This window comes from Flavobacterium sp. AK-301, assembly GCF_058310215.1.
The window spans coordinates 25340-45531 of record NZ_JBZEES010000004.1 but is presented as its reverse complement, the minus strand read 5'-3'; the positions used below and the strand labels follow the sequence as shown (position 1 = coordinate 45531).

The window sequence follows — 20192 nt, the reverse complement described above, 5'->3', positions numbered from 1 at the left end:
TTTTAGGTCATTTTATAACCAATTCCGTAAACTGCCTGAATATCAATTTCTGCTTCCGTATCTTTCAGTTTTTTTCGTAAATTTTTAATCTGAGAATAAACGAAATCAAGATTATCGGATTGATCTGTGTAATCTCCCCAGACATATTCTGCCAAGGCAGTTTTATTAATAAGACGATTAGGGTTAATAATAAAATAATAAAGCAGGTCAAATTCCTTTCTGTTTAGAACAAGAGGTTCTTCGTTTACCGTTACTGTTCTTTGTTCCGGAGAGAGAACCAGATTGTTCCAGGTAATCAGAGTATCACCATCATGATTTTTTCTTCGGATAGCTGATTTTATTCTGGCATGTAACTCAGCTAAATGAAAAGGTTTTACCAAATAGTCATCAGCACCGAGATCCAGACCTTTTACTTTATCATCAACAGAATCTTTAGCAGAGATAATAATTAAGGCGGCTTTCTTTTTTAATTTTTTAATTTCTTCCAGAAGATCTAATCCGTTACCGTCGGGTAGCATAATATCAATTAATATACAGTCATATTCAAAAGCTACGATTTTATCCAAACCGGAAAAAAAATCAGAAGCTATTTCAATAATGTGTTTTTCTTTCTCTAATGATTTCTGCATTACCTGCTGCAGTCCCGGTTCATCTTCAATAATTAATATTTTCATGTTGGATTAAAATATAAATGCAAATCAAGTTATAAAAATTAGGCTAAGATAATAATGCTTTTTGAAAAGAATAGAGGATAAACCGAAAATTCTGTTTCTTATTAAAGAGAAAACCTCATTCCGAAGTATTATTCAGAATGAGGTTTTGGATTTATAAAATGTTGTGATTAATCAATTCTTCTAAATTTACCGTTCAGATCGAATTCTAATTCCAGACCATTAGTAAGATCAATATCAATATCATAATGTCCTTTATCTATTTTAGTGATAGATTCGTTTGGATAATTTGTTTTTACATAATCCAGAATTGATTTAGGAATAAAGGTGGTAGGAATTATTCCTCTTTTTCCGTCTACTTCTTTCCATTCTCCTTTTTCTGTAAATTCTACTTCAGTACCGTTTGATAATCTTACTTCATAATCTGTTTTTCTGTTTCCTACATCTTTTATAGCATGAAGAACAGTAGCGTTACTAAAATGGGTCTTTAAAAAAGTCTGTGCAGGTGCAGGAAGTTCTGTCGTAGTGATTGTAATATCCTGTGCGTTTATTTGTACTGTGAAAAGTATAAATAATAATGTTCCTAATAAGTTTAATGTTTTCATATCTATTTTTATTTTTAAATTTGATACAATAGTACAACATGAATTAGGAAAGAATTAGGAATGAAATAAAAACTAGAAATTTTTATGATTTAAAAAACTCCGTGTAAAATGAAATTTTACGCGGAGTTTTTGTTTACGGGTTGTTTATTTAATCTATTTTCACAAATTTACCGTTCATGTCAAATTCAAGTTTGATTTGATTCGTAAGTTTAACATCAATATTATGATGTCCTTCACTAATTTTGACGATTGCTTCTTTAGGGTAATGTGTTTTTACATACTTTGAGATCGGTTTAGGAATAAAAGTAGTAGGGATTGTTTGCTTCTTTCCGTCTACTTCTTTCCATTTCCCTTTTTCCGTAAATTCTACTTCAGTATCATCTGCTAGTAGTACTTCATACTCTATTTTTATGTCTTCTGCATTTTTAGCAGCATGGTGAATCACTTTGTCTTTAAAATGTTTCATTAGGAAAGTAGTAGCTTCTTTTGGCAATTCTGATTCCTTTATCGTTTGTTTCTGAGCATTTGCTGTAATAGCAGTTGTTACAAACAATAGTAAGGCAAGAGTGTTTTTTAGAAAAGCATTCATAGATTTTGGTTTTATAGTTTATCTGTGGAAGGTAGTTAATGTTTTGGTATTAATAACGATTATTAAGATTTTATTTTATTATTTAGCAAGTAAGTGCGTTGTTGCTTCAGATTATCTGAAATGGCAACTCTTTTTTTTACTCTTTTTAGCGTTAGTAAATTTAAAGGGTTAATTCCTAAACCTTCAATGTTTTTTCTTGAAAAACGAGCTACACGATCATAAAAAAGTGGAATTATGGGCGCTTCCTCAATCACTAAAGCATCCATTTTTTGATATAGAGTGTATCTTTTTTCGGTATTAGTTTCCTGAAAAGACTGTTCATATAATCTATCAAATTCAGTATTTTTAAAGTGGGTATAATTAGGTCCGTTAGGCGTAAAGTTTTTACTGTAAAATAACGATAAGTAGTTTTCCGCATCAGGATAATCAGCGATCCAGCTTGCTCTGAAAAACGAAGATTTTCCTGTAGCAATAGATTGAATTAGAGTAGCAGGAGGATTAATATCTATTTGTACCTGAAGTCCTGTTTTTTCCCATTCCCGTTGCAGATATTCTCCAAAATCAATATAAGCACCAATAGTACTTAGTATGATTTTTGGATTCATATCACCTGTTGTCTTCTTATATTCAGCAATCAGTTTTTTTGCTTTTTCAGGGTTATAATCATAACCTTTCAGGTTGTTGAAACCGGGCAGACCCGGAGGGATAATTCCGTTTACAGCCGGTGTTCCCATATTATTCCGTAAATACATAACCATTTTTTGTCGGTCAATACCATAATTCATTGCCTGGCGAATCCGTTTGTCCAGAACTGCTTTATCCTTACTGTCCATTCTGAATCCCAGATATTCCGTGTTGAGGTAAGGACCAGAGATCATGGTAACTTCGTTACGATATTTCTCTCTCAGCTCTCCTTTCTGGGTTAAGATTTCATCCTTATAAGATGGATCAAGACCGGAAACAAAATCAATTTTTCCCTGAATAAACTCAAGGAAACCACTTTGTTTATCTGGTAAAAAAGTAATGGCAACTGCTTCTAAGTAGGGGAGTTGATTTCCTTTTTCGTCTTTTTCAAAATAATCAGGATTTTTTCGAAGTACCAGTTTTACATTTTCTTTCCATAATTTAAACTGAAAAGGGCCGGTACCAATGGGGTTAGAACGGAAATCATACCCTTTATTCTCAAAAGCTTCTTTAGGTACAACAGAAGCATATTTCATGGATAATAAACCCAGAAAGGCAGGGAGCGGTTTTGTTAGCTGTATCTGAAAAATACTATCATTAACAGCTTTAAAACGGGTTACATTCTGTAATATCCATCTCCCGGGTGAGGCAACAGTAACATCAAGGAGTCGGTTAAAACTGTATTCGAAGTCCTGAGCGCTGACTGGTTTTTGTCGGTTAAAAACTTTATTTTTATGGAAATAAATGTTTTTTCTTATTTGAAAAGTATAGGTTTTTCCGTCTTCAGAAATAGTCCATGAGCTGGCAAGATCCGGTTGGATATGTAAACTGTCGTCTAGTTGAACCAATCCGTTAAAGATCTGATTACAAGCCCAGATATTAGATTGTGTTTTGGCAAATGCAGGATCTAATGAAGTTATATTAGCACTTTCATTATATCTGAAAACCAAATGATCCTGATTTTCTCTGAAGTCTTTTTTACAGGAACAGGTTAGGAATGTAATGCAAATAATTGATATGTAACGAATTAATAATTTCATCAAACCGAATTTTGTATGTAAATTTGCAGACTCTTTTCTGAGATGTAAATATACTAAAATCCGAATGTAAAAGGATAAAGTTTTGTTTCTGTTGAGAAGAGTAACAGGAAAGGATTTGTAAAGAAAAATCTACCGTTTTAAATAAGAGAATTTAAGTTATGGAGAACAGAAAAAAAGTTGCTTTTTATACTTTGGGATGTAAACTGAATTTTTCAGAAACATCCACTATTTCACGCAGTTTTCAGGATGAAGGTTTTGATCGTGTGGATTTTGAGGATGTTGCAGATATTTATGTAATTAACACCTGTTCAGTAACAGATAATGCGGATAAGCAGTTCAAACAGGTTGTAAAAAAAGCACTTAAGAATAATGATAAAGCATTTGTAGCAGCAGTAGGATGTTATGCTCAGTTAAAACCGGAAGAATTAGCAGCAGTAGATGGTGTTGATTTAGTTCTGGGAGCTACAGAAAAATTCAAGATAACAGATTATATTAATGATTTGTCCAAAAACGATTTTGGAGAAGTACATTCCTGTGAGATATCCGAAGCGGATTTCTATGTAGGAAGTTATTCCATAGGCGACAGAACCCGAGCTTTTCTGAAAGTACAAGATGGTTGTGATTACAAATGTACATATTGTACCATTCCGTTGGCGAGAGGTATTTCAAGAAGTGATACTTTAGAAAATGTCTTACAGAATGCAAAAGAAATTTCTCAGCAGAACATCAAAGAAATTGTTCTGACAGGAGTTAATATCGGAGATTACGGAAAAGGGGAGTTTGGAAATAAAAAACACGAACATACTTTTTATGAGTTGGTACAAGCTTTAGATAAGGTAGAAGGAATAGAACGACTGCGTATTTCTTCCATTGAGCCAAATTTATTAAAAAATGAAACTATAGAATTTGTTTCAAAAAGTAAAACATTTGTACCGCATTTTCATATTCCGTTACAATCCGGAAGTAATACTATTTTGAAAGCAATGCGCCGTCGTTATCTGAGAGAAGTATATACAGATCGTGTAACTAAGATTCGTGAAGTATTGCCACATGCCTGTATTGGTGTAGATGTGATTGTTGGGTTTCCGGGAGAAACAGACGAACATTTCTTAGAGACCTATAATTTCCTGAATGAAATGGATATTTCTTATTTACATGTATTTACATATTCAGAAAGAGATAATACAGCAGCAGTGGATATGGAAGGCGTTGTGCCGATGAATGTACGCAGTAAACGTAGTAAAATGCTCAGAGGGTTGTCAGTAAAGAAACGCCGTGCGTTTTATGAAAGTCAGTTAGGTACGGACAGAACTGTTTTATTTGAAAGCGAAAATAAAGAAGGGTACATCCATGGTTTTACGGAGAATTATGTAAAAGTAAAAACACCTTGGAATCCTGAATTGGTAAATACATTGCATGCCGTTCATTTAACAAAGATTGATGAGGACGGAACAGTAAGAATGGAGTTTATAAACGAGAGTAGTCTAGTGTAAAGGTTTAAAAGTTTAAAGTTTGCAGAATCATAGATTTAACCGCTAAGGGCGCAAAGATTTACGCAAGGCAAGGCTCGCAAAATAATTGCGCTAAGTTCTTTTGAATACTGAGACTGTAAACTGATTTCACGTTAAGACATTAAGACCTTTGACTAAATATTTAAGGGTTAGTCGACCAGATTCCACTTTCTTTTATAAAAACTCTTCTGTTTAATTTCAGTTGAGCAATAATTAATTCTGCGACATCTTCGGACTGCATTACTTTATTAGGATTTCCGTCAGTAAGTTTTAATTCTTTTGACATATCTGTTGCAACAGTACTTGGGGTTAAGGCGGTAACACGGATATTGTGTTTGCGTACTTCCTGCATCAGAGATTCGGTTAATCCTAAGACGGCAAACTTTGAAGCACTGTAAGCGCTTGTAAGCGCTGCTCCTCTCTGACCGGCTGTAGATGAAATATTAATGATGTCTCCGGTTTGTCTTTCGATCATATTAGGTAAAACGGCACGGGTAGTATAATATACTCCCATTAAGTTTACCTGAATAATACGTTCCCATTCTTTTGGTTCCAGTTCCATGAATTTTCCAAAAGAAGCGATTCCTGCATTATTAATCAGGATGTCAATAGATTTAAATTCGGAGATTGCCTGTTCCATAACTGTATTTACAGAATTGATATCCGAAATATCTGCTGTTAAAACTAATGATTTGACACCAAGAGCATTTACTTCAGAAGCAACATGATCCAGATCCGTTTTTGTGCGGGCTAATAAAATTACATTTACACCTTCTTTTGCCAGTGCAATTGCCACTGCTTTACCAATACCTTTTCCGGCACCGGTAATGATGGCATTTTTACCTTTTAAGATTTCCATTTATTATAATTATTTAAATTCTGATTCCCGGAGGGAGTAATTCTTTGTAAATAGGATTTTTTCTAAAAAAAGAAGCGATCCTTGGATTAATAGGGACTACTTTCAGTTTTCTTTCTTCGCTGATTTCTAAGATCTTTTTTAGGAAATTATTCAGGAATTCTTCATCATTAAAGTTATCAGGTAAATTTATTCTAGTCAGAAATATTTTTCTTTCCTGAAAAGAATATTCTACAGTAACTAACTGTCCGTCTGCTAAGGTTTCAAATTGTCTAGAGAATTCATTGTCTTTAATTTCCATAATTTGTGCTTTATTAGAATTAAATATTATGTTACAGCTTAATTATTAAGCTATAATAGTTTAATACATTGTTGACAATTAAAAAATAATTTCAGGCTTTAGAACCTAATTTTTTGATTGTATACAGAAATAATTACGTGCTTTGTAAGTTCTTTTGGGATTAGTAAGAATTTATTTCTGCGTTTTTAATGTCCTTAGGGTTAGACTCAGCAAAGATACTGGTTTTCAAATCAATATCAAATATTTTTTCGATATATCTTATGCGTATTACCAGAATGTTTTTATTTTTAAAATAAAAATAATATCTTGTAGAGATTACCCGGTTAATTCAGGGATTGCAGATCAGGGAATTATTCTATAATCTTTGAACAGAAATAAAAACAGGCGGTTATTTGCCGGAGAATATGGTGTGAAAAATGGATTGTTTTTTTAATTTATAGTAATGATGAGTAAAATTCCGGTTTATTTTATGCCTGGTATGGCAGCAAACTCTTTAATTTTTGAAAAAATAGAATTGCCGTCAGATTCCTTTGATGTTTTCATGTTAGAATGGATGATTCCATTAGAGAAAGAGACTTTGAAAGAGTATGCAGAGCGAATGATCAAAAATATAAAACATGAAAATCCTGTACTGATAGGCGTTTCATTTGGAGGGATTCTGGTTCAGGAAATTGCAGAGCTCATTAAGGTAAGAAAAGTAATTATTATTTCAAGTGTGAAATCGAATCTTGAGTTTCCCCTAAGAATAAAACTGGCTAGGAAAATAAGAATATATAAACTTGTTCCTACCTTTCTGATACGAATAGAGGAGTTGTCAAAACTGTTTTTCAGAAATAAATCAAAAAATCGTTTAAAGCTATTCAGAAAATATTTATCCGTTACCGATCCGAAATATCTGAACTGGGCAATAGAACAGATCGTTATGTGGGACAGGAGCGTTCCGGATAAAAAAGTGATTCATATTCAGGGAGACAGAGATGAGATCTTTTCCACAAAGAATATAAAAAATTATATTCATGTGAAAAAAGGTACGCATATTATGATCGTTATCAGGTATAAATGGTTTAATGAGCATCTGCCTGAAATAATTTTGAAAGACTGATGAAAAAAAGTTTGGTTTGGTTTTTGTAACTTTACAAGTAAAAAATAAATATGAACTGGATAAAGAACGTAGGGGCAGTAGTCGTAGTAGTGGCTATTAGTGGTTTTTTAATGCATGCTACATCAGGAGAGCATCTTAAAGGACAGATGAGAAATGAAAAAGGGAGCTACCTTCCTCAGGATGTAAATTTTGCAGGAGAGAAAACGCCTTTACATATTTCAGATGTTAAAGAACGATTTGACAGAGAATTATTAGTGAATGCAAACTGGCATTCCAATACTTATTTAATTCTTAAAAGAGCGAATAAGGTTTTTCCTATTATGGAACCGATATTGCAAAAATATGGTGTTCCTGATGATTTTAAATATTTAGCAGTCATAGAAAGCGGACTGGTAAATGTGATTTCTCCTGCCGGAGCTCGTGGTATATGGCAGTTTATGCCGGCTACAGCTAAAGAACAAGGTATGGAGGTTACAAATGAAGTAGATGAAAGATATCATTTAGAGAAATCTACTGAGGCAGCCTGTAAATATCTATTAGCAGCTAAAAACAAACTGGGAACATGGACTCTGGCAGCAGCGGCTTATAATGGTGGTATGGCTGGTGTTACAAAACAAATAAGTATTCAGAAAGTGAATGATTATTACGATCTCCTTTTAACAGATGAGACCTCCAGATATGTTTTCAGAATTATTGCGGTTAAAGAAGTTATGAGTAATCCGGAAGCTTACGGATATAATCTGACGACAAAAGAAGAATTATACACTAATCCTCCTATAAAACAAATAGAAGTAGATACAACTGTAACAAACTGGGCAGATTTTGCTATTGCACAGGGAATCAATTATAAAGTATTGAAAATACACAATCCCTGGTTAAGAGATACGAAATTGACTAATACTAAGAATAAGAAATATGTTCTTGATATTCCTGTTGCTGGATATTAATTATTAATTATAGTCGAAAGTTTAAAGGTCTTAAAGTCGAAAGCCTTAATTGTATACCAACTTTAAGACCTTTAAACTTTCGACTTTGCTTTCTTATATTTTCTTCATTTGTTGTTTCATCTGTTGAATCTGTTCTTTTAGCATGTTTTGTTTATCCAGTTTTTTAGCTTCATTAAGCAGGGTAGTTGCTTCCATTTTTCTTCTTTTAGTCATTGCAATACCTGCCAGATTTAATTTAGCTAAAGCCAGATCCTGATCCATATTCAGACCCAGTTCTATTGCTTTTTTAAAATATTTTTCTGCCTGAGTAAGGTTCGTTTGTGAAACCATAAGACCGTGCAAGTAATTAAAATAACCCTGTTGTTTCTTTACTAAAGCCGTTTCCGGATGTTTGATTTTGTTTAGCCATTTCTGAGCTCCCGGAAAATTTTGTTTTCTTAATTGTAAGAAAGCAAGAAGAATGAATTCATTCTTGAAGTAAAGAAAGATAAATATGGTGGATAGAAGTAATAAGAAAATTCCGTTCCCAATGTTACTTTCTGTAAATTGCCAAATGCCCGCAGCAATAATCAGTGCAGCAATAATCAGTTTAATATTCCTATGAAACATAGTTCGTTTTTTATGTTAATTTGCAAAGATAGTAAAATCAAATATAAATATTTTTATAAAACCATTTGTGAGAGAAAAAACTCTTTGTATATTTGCACTCGGTTTTAAAACGAATAAAATTTTAATACCCCACAAAAGAGATATTTAAATTCAAGATTCTAAAGATAAAAAGCAATGAGCAAAAGAACGTTTCAACCATCAAAGAGAAAAAGAAGAAATAAGCATGGTTTCATGGATAGAATGGCTTCCGCTAGCGGCAGAAAGGTGCTTGCTCGTAGAAGAGCTAAAGGAAGACACAAATTAACTGTTTCTTGTGAACCAAGACATAAAAAATAATGTTCTTGTTTTTAAGCATAAATAAAAGGTGTTACTTATTTTAGTAACGCCTTTTTTTATATCTGGTTACGAAAGGTTCTTTTACATTAAGTTTAGGATTGATGTTCAGTGACTTTAATTTTTTTATAAACTTTAAAATTAAAAACAAACAAATATATAATGCCAAAAGATAATTCTATAAAATCGGTTTTAATTATTGGTTCCGGACCAATTGTTATCGGACAAGCTTGTGAATTTGATTATGCCGGGTCTCAGTCGGCACGTTCACTTCGTGAAGAAGGAATAGAAGTTGTGCTTATCAACTCGAATCCTGCTACGATTATGACAGATCCTACAATGGCGGACCATGTGTATTTAAAACCACTTACTACTAAATCGATCATTGAAATTTTAACAGCACATCCTAATATTGATGCTGTTTTACCCACAATGGGAGGGCAGACCGCTCTGAACCTGTGTCTGGAAGCAGATGAAAAAGGAATCTGGGAAGATTTTAATGTAAAATTGATTGGTGTAGATATTAATGCAATCAACATTACTGAGGACAGAGAACAGTTTAAACAGTTATTAGAACGAATTGATATTCCTACTGCACCGGCAAAAACGGCTACTTCTTTCCTGAAAGGAAAAGAGATCGCACAGGAATTTGGTTTTCCGTTAGTAATTCGTCCTTCCTTCACCTTAGGAGGAACAGGAGCAGCTTTTGTACATAATAAAGAAGATTTTGATGATTTACTGACACGTGGTCTTGAAGCTTCTCCTATCCATGAAGTATTAATTGATAAGGCTTTACTGGGATGGAAAGAATACGAATTAGAATTATTAAGAGACAAGAATGATAATGTAGTGATTATTTGTTCTATTGAAAATATGGATCCGATGGGGATTCACACAGGAGATTCCATTACAGTAGCACCGGCAATGACTCTTTCCGATACAACTTTCCAGAGAATGCGTGATATGGCGATTAAAATGATGCGTAGTATCGGTAATTTCGCAGGAGGATGTAACGTTCAGTTTGCAGTAAGTCCCGATGAAAAAGAAGATATAGTTGCTATTGAGATTAATCCTCGTGTATCCCGTTCTTCCGCTTTGGCTTCAAAAGCAACCGGATATCCGATTGCTAAGATTGCTACGAAACTGGCTTTAGGATACCATCTGGATGAATTACAAAATCAGATTACAAAATCGACCTCTGCTTTATTTGAGCCAACACTGGATTATGTGATTGTGAAGATACCACGTTGGAACTTTGATAAATTCGAAGGTTCAGATAGAACCTTAGGTTTACAAATGAAGTCCGTAGGTGAAGTAATGGGTATTGGGCGTTCCTTTCAGGAAGCCTTACACAAGGCGACACAATCCTTAGAAATAAAAAGGAATGGTCTGGGAGCAGATGGAAAAGGATATACAAACTACGATCAGATCATTGATAAACTGACCAACGCAAGCTGGGATCGTGTATTTGTAATCTATGATGCGATTGCAAAAGGAATTCCGCTAAGCAGAATCCATGAGATTACAAAGATTGATATGTGGTTCTTAAAACAGTATGAAGGACTTTATATACTAGATAAAGAAATATCTACTTTTACAATAGAGACTTTACCAAAAGAACTGTTACTCGAAGCAAAACAAAAAGGATTTGTTGATAGACAGATTGCTCATATGCTAAACTGTTTAGAAAGTCAGGTGTATAAAAAACGTGAAGAGTTTCAGATTAAACGTGTTTATAAACTGGTAGATACCTGTGCCGCAGAGTTTAAAGCGAAAACACCTTATTATTACTCTACGTTTGAAGCTGAAATAGAAAAACCAAATGGCGAAAGATATGTCGATAACGAAAGTATTGTTACCGATAAAAAGAAAGTAGTTGTTCTGGGTTCAGGACCTAACCGAATCGGGCAGGGAATCGAATTTGATTATTCCTGTGTACATGGTGTAATGGCTGCGGCAGAGTGTGGTTATGAAACAATTATGATTAACTGTAATCCGGAAACCGTTTCAACTGATTTTGATACAGCAGACAAATTATATTTTGAACCGGTGTTCTGGGAGCATATCTATGACATTATTCAGCACGAAAAACCAGAAGGTGTAATTGTGCAGCTAGGAGGGCAAACGGCTCTTAAACTGGCGGAAAAACTGTCTAAGCATGGTGTAAAGATTATTGGAACCAGTTTTGAAGCACTGGATCTGGCAGAAGACAGAGGACGATTTTCAGAATTACTGACAGAATTGAAAATACCATTCCCTAAATTCGGAATTGCAGAAACAGCAGATCAGGCGTCAGCCTTAGCTGATAAACTGGATTTTCCTTTATTGGTAAGACCTTCCTATGTGTTGGGAGGGCAAGGAATGAAGATTGTGATTAATAAAAAAGAACTGGAAGAACATGTAATCAGTTTATTACAGAATATTCCGGGAAATAAACTGTTACTAGATCATTACCTTGACGGAGCGATTGAGGCAGAAGCAGATGCTATCTGTGACGGAGAGAATGTATACATCATTGGTATCATGGAGCATATTGAGCCTTGCGGAGTACATTCCGGGGACAGTAATGCTACTTTACCACCATTCAATATTGGAGCATTTGTAATGCAGCAGATCAAGGATCATACTAAGAAAATTGCTTTAGCACTTAAAACCGTTGGTTTGATCAATATTCAGTTTGCGATCAAGGATGATTTGGTTTATATTATCGAAGCAAATCCAAGAGCTTCCCGTACCGTTCCTTTTATTGCAAAAGCGTATGGAGAACCGTATGTGAATTATGCAACAAAAGTAATGCTGGGTCATAATAAAGTAACCGATTTTAAATTTAACCCTCAGTTAAAAGGATTTGCGATTAAGCAACCCGTTTTCTCTTTTAATAAATTCCCCAATGTAAATAAAGCATTAGGACCCGAAATGAAGAGTACAGGAGAAAGTATTTTGTTTATTGACAGTCTAAAAGACGATCAGTTCTATGAATTATATTCCAGAAGAAAAATGTACCTGAGTAAATAAGCTTAGGATTGTAAAAAAGGTTCCAACTAGTTGGAACCTTTTTTTATTATTTAAAATCTATTTCCACATTATAAGAAGCCAGATTTTTTATAGCCTCTTTAGTAGTATGATCAAAAGTTTCTTCGTGGTGGCTTTTCTCTTTTTTGAGATTTATCCGTTTGATACTGGCATAAAAACGTCTTACATCGTTGAGGTCGGAGAGGATCAGTTTAGGAACCATTACATTATTTCCATCAGAATCTTTGGCAACCATGGTAAAATAAGAAGAATTACAGTGTTTTGTTTTCCCCGTCTGTATGTTTTCTGCAATTACACGAATACCCACCACCATAGAACTGTTTCCGACATAGTTAACAGATGCTTTTAAAGTAACCAGTTCCCCTATTTCAATAGGATTCAGGAAATCTACCGTATCAATTGAAGCCGTTACACAGTAAGTCCCCGAGTATTTAGAAGCACAGGCAAAAGCGATCTGATCCAGTAAAGACAATATATAACCTCCGTGAATTTTTCCACTAAAGTTAGAGTGAGAAGGAAGCATTAACTGGGATATTGAAATGCGGGATGAATGTATAGATTTAGAACGTTTTTCCATTTTTTAGTTATCAGTTGTTGGTGTTTAGTTGATAGTTGTAAATTTTGTTTAAAGTTTAAGGTTTAAAGTTTTTTGCAGAACCGGAAATTTACGTTAAGAGCGCAAAGGTTTACGCAAGGGACGCAAAGCTGTTTTGAATACTGAGACTGAAAACTGAAAACTAATTTTCACGTAATTTCCTCTTCAATTTCATCATTTTTACTGTTTGCCCGTTGCAGTATATTTTCCGGAAGTGCTTTTTTAGCCTTAGCCCCCATTTTTTTCAGTTTTTCGATACTGGTAATGATATTTCCTTTTCCGTCAACGAGTTTATTCATTGCATTACCATATTCACTTTTAGCCTCCTCCATCTTCTTACCGATCTTTACCAGATCCGAAACAAAGCCTTCAAATTTATCATACAGAGCACCTGCCTGACGGGCGATTTCATATGCATTCTGTTGTTGTTTCTGATTCGTCCACATACTGTCAATAGTACGTAAAGTAGCCAGAAGAGTAGAAGGCGTAACAATAACGATATTCTTTTCAAAAGCCTTATTATATAAAGCCGGTTCCATATTCAGTGCCAGTGCAAAAGCCGGTTCCATTGGGATAAACAGCAATACAAAATCCGGACTTTCCATTTCATACAGATCATGGTAGTTTTTTTCTCCCAGCTGTTCCACATGACGTTTAATAGAAGTGACATGATCCCGTAAAAAAGTGTTTTTCAGCTGTTCATCCTCCTCATTAATATATTTTTCATAGGCTGATAAAGATACTTTTGAATCAACGATCATTTTTTTGCCGTCCGGCAGATTAATTACCACATCCGGTAATACACGGCTACCTTCTTCCGTTACGTGACTTTGTTGTACCTCATATTCCCTGCCTTTTTCCAGACCTGATTTTTCCAGAACACGCTCTAAGACCAGTTCGCCCCAGTTCCCCTGCATTTTACTGTCGCCTTTTAAAGCTCGGGTCAGGTTAATAGTCTCTTTGCTCATTTGTTCGTTCATATCCCGTAAGCCCAGAATCTGCTGACGCAGAGCGGCGTGATAATCGATACTTTCCTTATGCGTGTCTTCCACCTTTTTCTCAAATAGCTGGATTTTATCCTGTAATGGCAAAAGGATATTTTTTATATTCTCGCGGTTTTGTTCCGTGAATTTATTCGATTTTTCTTCCAATATTTTATTGGCAAGGTTTTCAAATTCTTTAGTGAATTTTTCCTGTAGCTGTTCCACCTCCTGTTTCTGCTCCTGATTGCGCTCCCGAAGATTATCAAAATCAACCTCTTTTTTGGTTAGCTGTAACGCAAAAGCATCTTTCTCACGACGGATTTCTTCCCTTTCACCGGAAACGATCTGTAACTGTTTTTCAAAAGCGGTTTTATCATTCAGAACCTGTTCTTTCAGGCTGTCATACTGTGTGTTCAGACTAATCAGTTTTTCTTCCAGAGAGATCTTTTCAGATTTAAAACGGGCAGAGAATAAGAGTTTCCCAATAAAAACACCTATTGCCAGAGCAAGAATAAAAACAAAAACGATCGGTACAATTTCGGTCATGGAGATTTTATTTTTTTAAAAAGTAAAAATAACAAATTGTTTTCGACTTATAGCTGAAAATTGGATTAGTTCTATTTAGTCAGAAAGTCTAAGGTCAAATGTCATAATGTGAAAATCAGTATTCAGTAAACCGTTTTCAGTAGCAGTATTCAAAACAGCTTTGCGTCCCTTGCGTAAACCTTTGCGCTTAAATCTCCAATTCCATAAAACTATTAAATATTAGTTGTAAATTAGTGAATTAAAACTATTTTATTTAAAAATATTTAAAAATTATAATATAGAAGTTGTTTTTATTTTGTTTCTTGTAAGAGCATAAAAAAAGTCCCACCGAAGCAGGACTCAAGATTTTCATCTACGGCATATAGCCTTATTGTGATAAGATTAAAGATTAGAATAAAATTTTCACCTTACAAAGGTATATAAAATAATTAGATTACCCACTGAGGGAAACCGTAAAAACGAAATTTTCTTTTGTTGTAGTTTTAACCTTATTATAGAAATACAGATTATGGCAAGAATACTAGGATTAGATTTGGGCACCAATTCCATAGGTTGGGCATTGATTGATGACCGATTACAGAAGATCATCGGAATGGGCAGCAGAGTGTTCCCGATGGGCGTAGAAAATTTAGGAGACGGAGATCGCGAAGTTTCCAAAAATGCAGGAAGAACAGGAGCAAGAGGAATAAGAAGACAGTTTTTCAGAAGGCGATTACGCAAAAAAATCTTATTAAAGGCGCTTTCCGAGAACGGAATGTGTCCGATGATCGAAGCCGATTTTGAAGACTGGAAAAAAACAAAAGCCTTTCCGTCAGCGAAGTTAGCGGAGTGGTTTGCGATTAATCCGTATGAACTACGGTATAGAGCATTACACGAAAAATTATCGTTGGAAGAAATTGGGCGTATTTTTTATCATATCATTCAACGCAGGGGTTTTCTGAGCAACAGCAGAAGCGCCGGAAAAGATGACGGTGCTATTTTTAAAGGCAATCCGAAAGAAGGTAAGATTGGGATTGATCAAACCCGTCAGGAAATACAGGATACCACACTTGGTGCTTTTCTGTATCAGATCCATCCAAAAGAGAATCAGCCTTTCGTATCCGGAGCAGAACGTATCCGAAACCGATATACGACCCGTCAGATGTATGTAGATGAATTTGAGCTGATCTGGAACAAACAGTGTCAGTTCCATTCCGTGCTGACAGAAGAACTGAAAGCCCTTTTCGGAGGCAGAAAACAGGATGGTTATGCAGAAGAAGGTATTTTATTTCATCAGCGTCCGTTGCGTTCCCAGAAACATCTGGTAGGGAACTGTTCCCTTGAACCTTCAAAAACCAAATGTCCTCTCAGTGCCGTTCCTTTCGAACAGTTTAGAGTATATCAGTGGGTAAATACCGTTGAATATAATGATACTAAGTTAAACGAATCCGAAAGAAAAGCAATGGCTGAGATGCTGTTCCGGAAAGAAAAACCAACGTTTAAAGAATTGCGTAAAGCAATAGGGAAAACAGAAGCACAGTATAAATTCAATTATAAAGATGTCGATAAGATAGTAGGAACCTATACTATTTCAAATTTATCTAATAAAAAATTCTTTGGTAACAAATGGTTCTCTCTTACCGAAAAAGAACAGGAAGATATCTGGCACATCCTTTATTTCTTTGATAGTAAAGAAAAAGTAGCAGAATATGCACTGAAATACTGGGGTTTTACTGCCGATCAGGCAGAGGCAATTGCTTCTTTTAATTTAAAAGACGGTTATTCCAGTCTGAGCAGAAAAGCGATTGGTTCTATTTTGCCTTTTCTACAACTGGGTTTTGAATATGATATTGCAGTTGTTCTGGGAGGAATACGAAATGCTTTCGGGAAAGAGTGGGAGTTGCTTCCCGAGGATAAGAAAGCCTTTATTTTGGATAACGTACCTTCCATTGTACGTTTTAAAATAACAGGAGGCTTTATAGAAACGATACGCGAACTGTTGCGAAAAGAATTTGGATTGACAGAACAGCAGCTGAAAAAACTCTATCATCATTCCGCTTCCATCACTGCAACACAACTGCTGGAAAAACTGCCGACAGGGAAAGAAGCAGATAAAGAAATTCAGAATATCCGTAATCCGATTGTTATTACCGCTCTGTTTGAAATCAGAAAATTGGTAAATGAACTAATTGATGAATATGGAAAGATCGATCAGATTAATGTGGAAATGGCACGGGATCTAAAAGTTTCAAAAACGCAGCGGAACAAGATTAGAAGAGACCAACAGCGATTAGAGCGAGAAAATGACAGAGTAAAAGAGCGATTACAGGAATATGGTCAGCGCCCCACACATGAAGCCGTTTTAAAATATAAGTTATGGGAAGAGTGCAGACAGATTTGTCCGTATACCGGAGTTACTATACCTGTTGAAAAATTATTTACAGGAGAAATCCAGATCGAACATATTCATCCGTGGAGTCGTTCATTAAACGATAGTTTTTCCAATAAAACTCTTTGCTGGGCAGATGAGAACCGAAAAAAAGGAAATAAAACCCCTTTTGAATTCTATGGTGATGACGAAGCGAACTGGGCAGCGATGAAAGAACGTGCTTTAAAGTTGTTTTCCGATACGCCTGCTTATCCGAATGCATATGCAAAATTCAAACGCTTTGTACAGCAAAAATTTGATGATGATTTTTCTTCCCGACAGTTAAACGATACCCGTTATATCAGTAAAGAAGCAAAGGATTATCTGGTACAAATATGTGAAAATGTAGCAGTCTCACCAGGACAGATGACCGCTAATCTACGTCAGAAATGGGGGCTGAATCATATCCTCAATACCGATAATGCTACTAAGTCCCGTGAAGATCATCGACACCATGCCATTGATGCGTTGGTAATGGCATGCAGTAAAACAAGCTATTTACAAGAGTTATCAAAATGGAACCGTTATGATCGGACTTATGATTTGAAAGATTTTCCATTGCCCTGGACGACCTTTCGTTTTGATGCAGAGCAGGCAACAGACCAGATTCTGGTTTCTCATAAGCAGGTCAATACCATTATAACCGTTCGAAAACATAAAACAAAGAAAAACGGAAAAGAATATACAAATATTGGTGTTGCTGCTCGTGGACCTTTACATAAAGAAACGATTTACGGCAGGCGAACCGCTCCCTGTAGTGAAGAAGCCTTTCATGTTCGAAAGCCGATAGACGGCTTAACCACCGAAAAACAGATTGAGAAAGTGGTCGATCCGGTGATTCGGGAACTGATTTTAAAACGAGTACATCTGTTAGGTGGTTTTGTAAAAGATAAAATTCCTGCCGATACTTTTTTTATCGTCGATCAAGAAGGAATAAAACAGCCTCAGCTCTTTTTACCCAATAAAAACGGAAATCCGGTTCCGATATTAAAAGTAAGAATGAGAGAAAATATAGGAAGAGCCGAACAATTAAAAACAGAGACCAACCAGTGGGTAAATCCGAGAAATAATCATCATGTACTAATCTATAAAGATACAGCCGGAACACTGAACGAAGTAGTGGAGACGTTCTGGACCGTAGTAGAGCGTAAACGACAAGGAATGCCTGTTTATCAGTTACCTGAGGACGGTAAGGAAATCATAACTACTTTACATATTAATGATCTTTTTTTATTAGGGATTAATGAAGAAGAGATCACTTGGGAGAATCCGGATCATAAAGTGCTACAGGAACATTTATATAGAGTGCAGAAGTTAACAAGTAATGATTATTTCTTTAGACTTCATAAAGCTTCATCTATTAATAATAAAGAAGAAGAAAACCGATTAAGTTTAAAAGGATTAAGTTTAATTACTCCAATAAAGGTTAAGATAAATTCGTTTGGTAAAATAATAAAAAATAATTTTAAAGATTAGAAGTTACGATATTGATAATAAATTTATAATGAGAGCTGCTTCAGTTGTAGTTTGATTAAAGATTAGAAGTTACGATATTCTTCAGGTTCATTTGCTTCATTTAATTTTAGTTGTAGTTTGATTAAAGATTAGAAGTTACGATATTTTTCCATTGCACCCTATGTATATTCCGCCGGTTGTAGTTTGATTAAAGATTAGAAGTTACGATATTAAAAATTTGAAGACTATCTAATTCAAATTGTTGTAGTTTGATTAAAGATTAGAAGTTACGATATTATTAGTTTGGGCGTAAATGCAAGTTACGTAGTTGTAGTTTGATTAAAGATTAGAAGTTACGATATTTTTAAACATTCCACATTCTTTTAGAATGGTGTTGTAGTTTGATTAAAGATTAGAAGTTACGATATTGATTTATTTATAAATGATTCGGTTGCTGTAGTTGTAGTTTGATTAAAGATTAGAAGTTACGATATTGGTGTTCCTATTTTAGACAATGCTAATCCTGTTGTAGTTTGATTAAAGATTAGAAGTTACGATATTCAAAGATGTTGAGCTTTGTTTAACAATAAGTTGTAGTTTGATTAAAGATTAGAAGTTACGATATTTGGCAATTTCGTACAGTCACATTGATTTAAGTTGTAGTTTGATTAAAGATTAGAAGTTACGATATTTGTGTCTTGAATTTCCCGATAAATTCACCTGTTGTAGTTTGATTAAAGATTAGAGATTACGATATTGGGCATCTTATGCTTTTGAGAAAGCTGTAGTTGTAGTTTGATTAAAGATTAGAGATTACGATATTAGAGTAGAATGGCAAAACTGCTCAAATTATGTTGTAGTTTGATTAAAGATTAGAGATTACGATATTTCAGATGAAGAGTATATGTAAAATCCTATAGTTGTAGTTTGATTAAAGATTAGAGATTACGATATTTGTAACATGAGATCCATAAACGACTCCCAGTTGTAGTTTGATTAAAGATTAGAGATTACGATATTGTATCGATTTAATGCATTAGGATCCGTTGTGTTGTAGTTTGATTAAAGATTAGAGATTACGATATTACTCTACATCATATTGTAGAAATAGGACTCGTTGTAGTTTGATTAAAGATTAGAGATTACGATATTAATAACTTATCATATTCCGCTTTGATGTTCGTTGTAGTTTGATTAAAGATTAGAGATTACGATATTGTTCCTTGTGGTCGTTGTCCTGAATGTGTTGTTGTAGTTTGATTAAAGATTAGAGATTACGATATTATATAACCAGTGATTCTTTGTGGGTGGATTGTTGTAGTTTGATTAAAGATTAGAGATTACGATATTGTTGATTCGCGCGAAACGCAACGTTATCCCGTTGTAGTTTGATTAAAGATTAGAGATTACGATATTATATAACCAGTGATTCTTTGTGGGCGGGTTGTTGTAGTTTGATTAAAGATTAGAGATTACGATATTTGACGCGGCTTTGACAAATTCAGCGACGTAGTTGTAGTTTGATTAAAGATTAGAGATTACGATATTAGACGGGAGTTAATGTATCTGGCGAAAAGAGTTGTAGTTTGATTAAAGATTAGAGATTACGATATTATACAACCCCTTGTCTTTCAGTCCCTTTAGTTGTAGTTTGATTAAAGATTAGAGATTACGATATTACTCTTTTAAATGGAATGTAAGCGACTCAGTTGTAGTTTGATTAAAGATTAGAGATTACGATATTATAGCATGTAAAAATGTCTTTTCTCTTACAGTTGTAGTTTGATTAAAGATTAGAGATTACGATATTGTCCGTCTCCGCCGATAGACCTATGTATCAGTTGTAGTTTGATTAAAGATTAGAGATTACGATATTAACTATAATAATGGCAGGATCAAGGACGAGTTGTAGTTTGATTAAAGAT

15 protein-coding genes and 1 CRISPR repeat array (1 of these 16 cut by a window edge) are annotated in these 20192 nt (G+C 34.6%); of the genes, 6 read left to right on the top strand and 9 right to left on the bottom strand.

Annotated features, from left to right (window positions below; translation table 11 throughout):
• Positions 1-2 precede the first annotated feature (2 nt).
• The 4 genes from AC4FQX_RS08140 to AC4FQX_RS08125 all read right to left on the bottom strand — a co-directional run bounded on the left by AC4FQX_RS08140 (position 3) and on the right by AC4FQX_RS08125 (position 3589).
• Complete coding sequence (locus tag AC4FQX_RS08140) at positions 3-674, bottom strand: response regulator transcription factor (RefSeq protein WP_491167192.1); 672 nt, start codon at positions 672-674, stop codon at positions 3-5.
• A gap of 167 nt (positions 675-841) precedes the next feature.
• Entirely contained in the window at positions 842-1276 is a 435-nt protein-coding gene (locus tag AC4FQX_RS08135) for a PepSY-like domain-containing protein (protein WP_491167191.1), read from the bottom strand.
• 148 nt (positions 1277-1424) lie between these two features.
• Positions 1425-1865: a PepSY-like domain-containing protein gene (locus tag AC4FQX_RS08130; RefSeq protein WP_491167190.1), complete on the bottom strand. Its 441-nt coding sequence runs from the start codon at positions 1863-1865 to the stop codon at positions 1425-1427.
• 62 nt (positions 1866-1927) lie between these two features.
• Positions 1928-3589, bottom strand: a complete 1662-nt coding sequence (locus AC4FQX_RS08125; protein WP_491167189.1) for an ABC transporter substrate-binding protein — start codon at positions 3587-3589, stop codon at positions 1928-1930.
• 158 nt (positions 3590-3747) lie between these two features.
• On the opposite strand from AC4FQX_RS08125, the gene mtaB reads away from it, so the two are divergent.
• Complete coding sequence (gene mtaB / locus AC4FQX_RS08120; protein ID WP_491167188.1) at positions 3748-5082, top strand: tRNA (N(6)-L-threonylcarbamoyladenosine(37)-C(2))-methylthiotransferase MtaB; 1335 nt, start codon at positions 3748-3750, stop codon at positions 5080-5082.
• Positions 5083-5242: 160 nt separating this feature from the next.
• Here mtaB and AC4FQX_RS08115 read toward each other — a convergent pair whose 3' ends face one another.
• Entirely contained in the window at positions 5243-5959 is a 717-nt protein-coding gene (locus AC4FQX_RS08115) for a 3-ketoacyl-ACP reductase (protein ID WP_491167187.1), read from the bottom strand.
• Between the two features lie 13 nt (positions 5960-5972).
• Complete coding sequence (locus AC4FQX_RS08110) at positions 5973-6257, bottom strand: GNAT family N-acetyltransferase (RefSeq protein ID WP_491167186.1); 285 nt, start codon at positions 6255-6257, stop codon at positions 5973-5975.
• Positions 6258-6699: 442 nt separating this feature from the next.
• On the opposite strand from AC4FQX_RS08110, the gene AC4FQX_RS08105 reads away from it, so the two are divergent.
• Complete coding sequence (locus tag AC4FQX_RS08105; protein ID WP_491167185.1) at positions 6700-7359, top strand: YqiA/YcfP family alpha/beta fold hydrolase; 660 nt, start codon at positions 6700-6702, stop codon at positions 7357-7359.
• Between the two features lie 50 nt (positions 7360-7409).
• Positions 7410-8306, top strand: coding sequence for a lytic transglycosylase domain-containing protein (locus AC4FQX_RS08100; RefSeq protein ID WP_491167184.1), 897 nt, complete (start codon positions 7410-7412; stop codon positions 8304-8306).
• A 93-nt stretch (positions 8307-8399) separates the two neighbouring features.
• Here the strand turns inward: AC4FQX_RS08100 and AC4FQX_RS08095 are convergent, their stop codons facing one another.
• Positions 8400-8915 carry a DUF2892 domain-containing protein gene (locus AC4FQX_RS08095; protein WP_491167183.1) on the bottom strand — a complete coding sequence of 172 codons (516 nt, stop codon included), beginning with the start codon at positions 8913-8915 and terminating at the stop codon, positions 8400-8402.
• Between the two features lie 174 nt (positions 8916-9089).
• On the opposite strand from AC4FQX_RS08095, the gene rpmH reads away from it, so the two are divergent.
• On the top strand, positions 9090-9251 hold the full coding sequence (rpmH, locus tag AC4FQX_RS08090) for a 50S ribosomal protein L34 (protein ID WP_491167182.1): 162 nt from the start codon (positions 9090-9092) through the stop codon (positions 9249-9251).
• Between the two features lie 159 nt (positions 9252-9410).
• Complete coding sequence (gene carB, locus AC4FQX_RS08085) at positions 9411-12263, top strand: carbamoyl-phosphate synthase large subunit (RefSeq protein ID WP_491167181.1); 2853 nt, start codon at positions 9411-9413, stop codon at positions 12261-12263.
• A 46-nt stretch (positions 12264-12309) separates the two neighbouring features.
• Here carB and AC4FQX_RS08080 read toward each other — a convergent pair whose 3' ends face one another.
• On the bottom strand, positions 12310-12858 hold the full coding sequence (locus AC4FQX_RS08080; protein ID WP_491167180.1) for an acyl-CoA thioesterase: 549 nt from the start codon (positions 12856-12858) through the stop codon (positions 12310-12312).
• Between the two features lie 167 nt (positions 12859-13025).
• Positions 13026-14405 (bottom strand): DNA recombination protein RmuC, encoded by a 1380-nt coding sequence (locus AC4FQX_RS08075; RefSeq protein WP_491167179.1) that lies wholly within the window; start codon positions 14403-14405, stop codon positions 13026-13028.
• Between the two features lie 508 nt (positions 14406-14913).
• Between AC4FQX_RS08075 and cas9 the strand changes: the two genes are divergently transcribed.
• The gene (gene cas9, locus AC4FQX_RS08070) at positions 14914-18288 is read left to right on the top strand and encodes a type II CRISPR RNA-guided endonuclease Cas9 (protein WP_491167178.1); all 3375 of its coding nucleotides are present in this window, start codon (positions 14914-14916) and stop codon (positions 18286-18288) included.
• A gap of 43 nt (positions 18289-18331) precedes the next feature.
• A CRISPR array of direct repeats spans positions 18332-20192; the repeat unit is 36 nt; unit sequence GTTGTAGTTTGATTAAAGATTAGAGATTACGATATT; it runs 868 nt beyond the window's last position.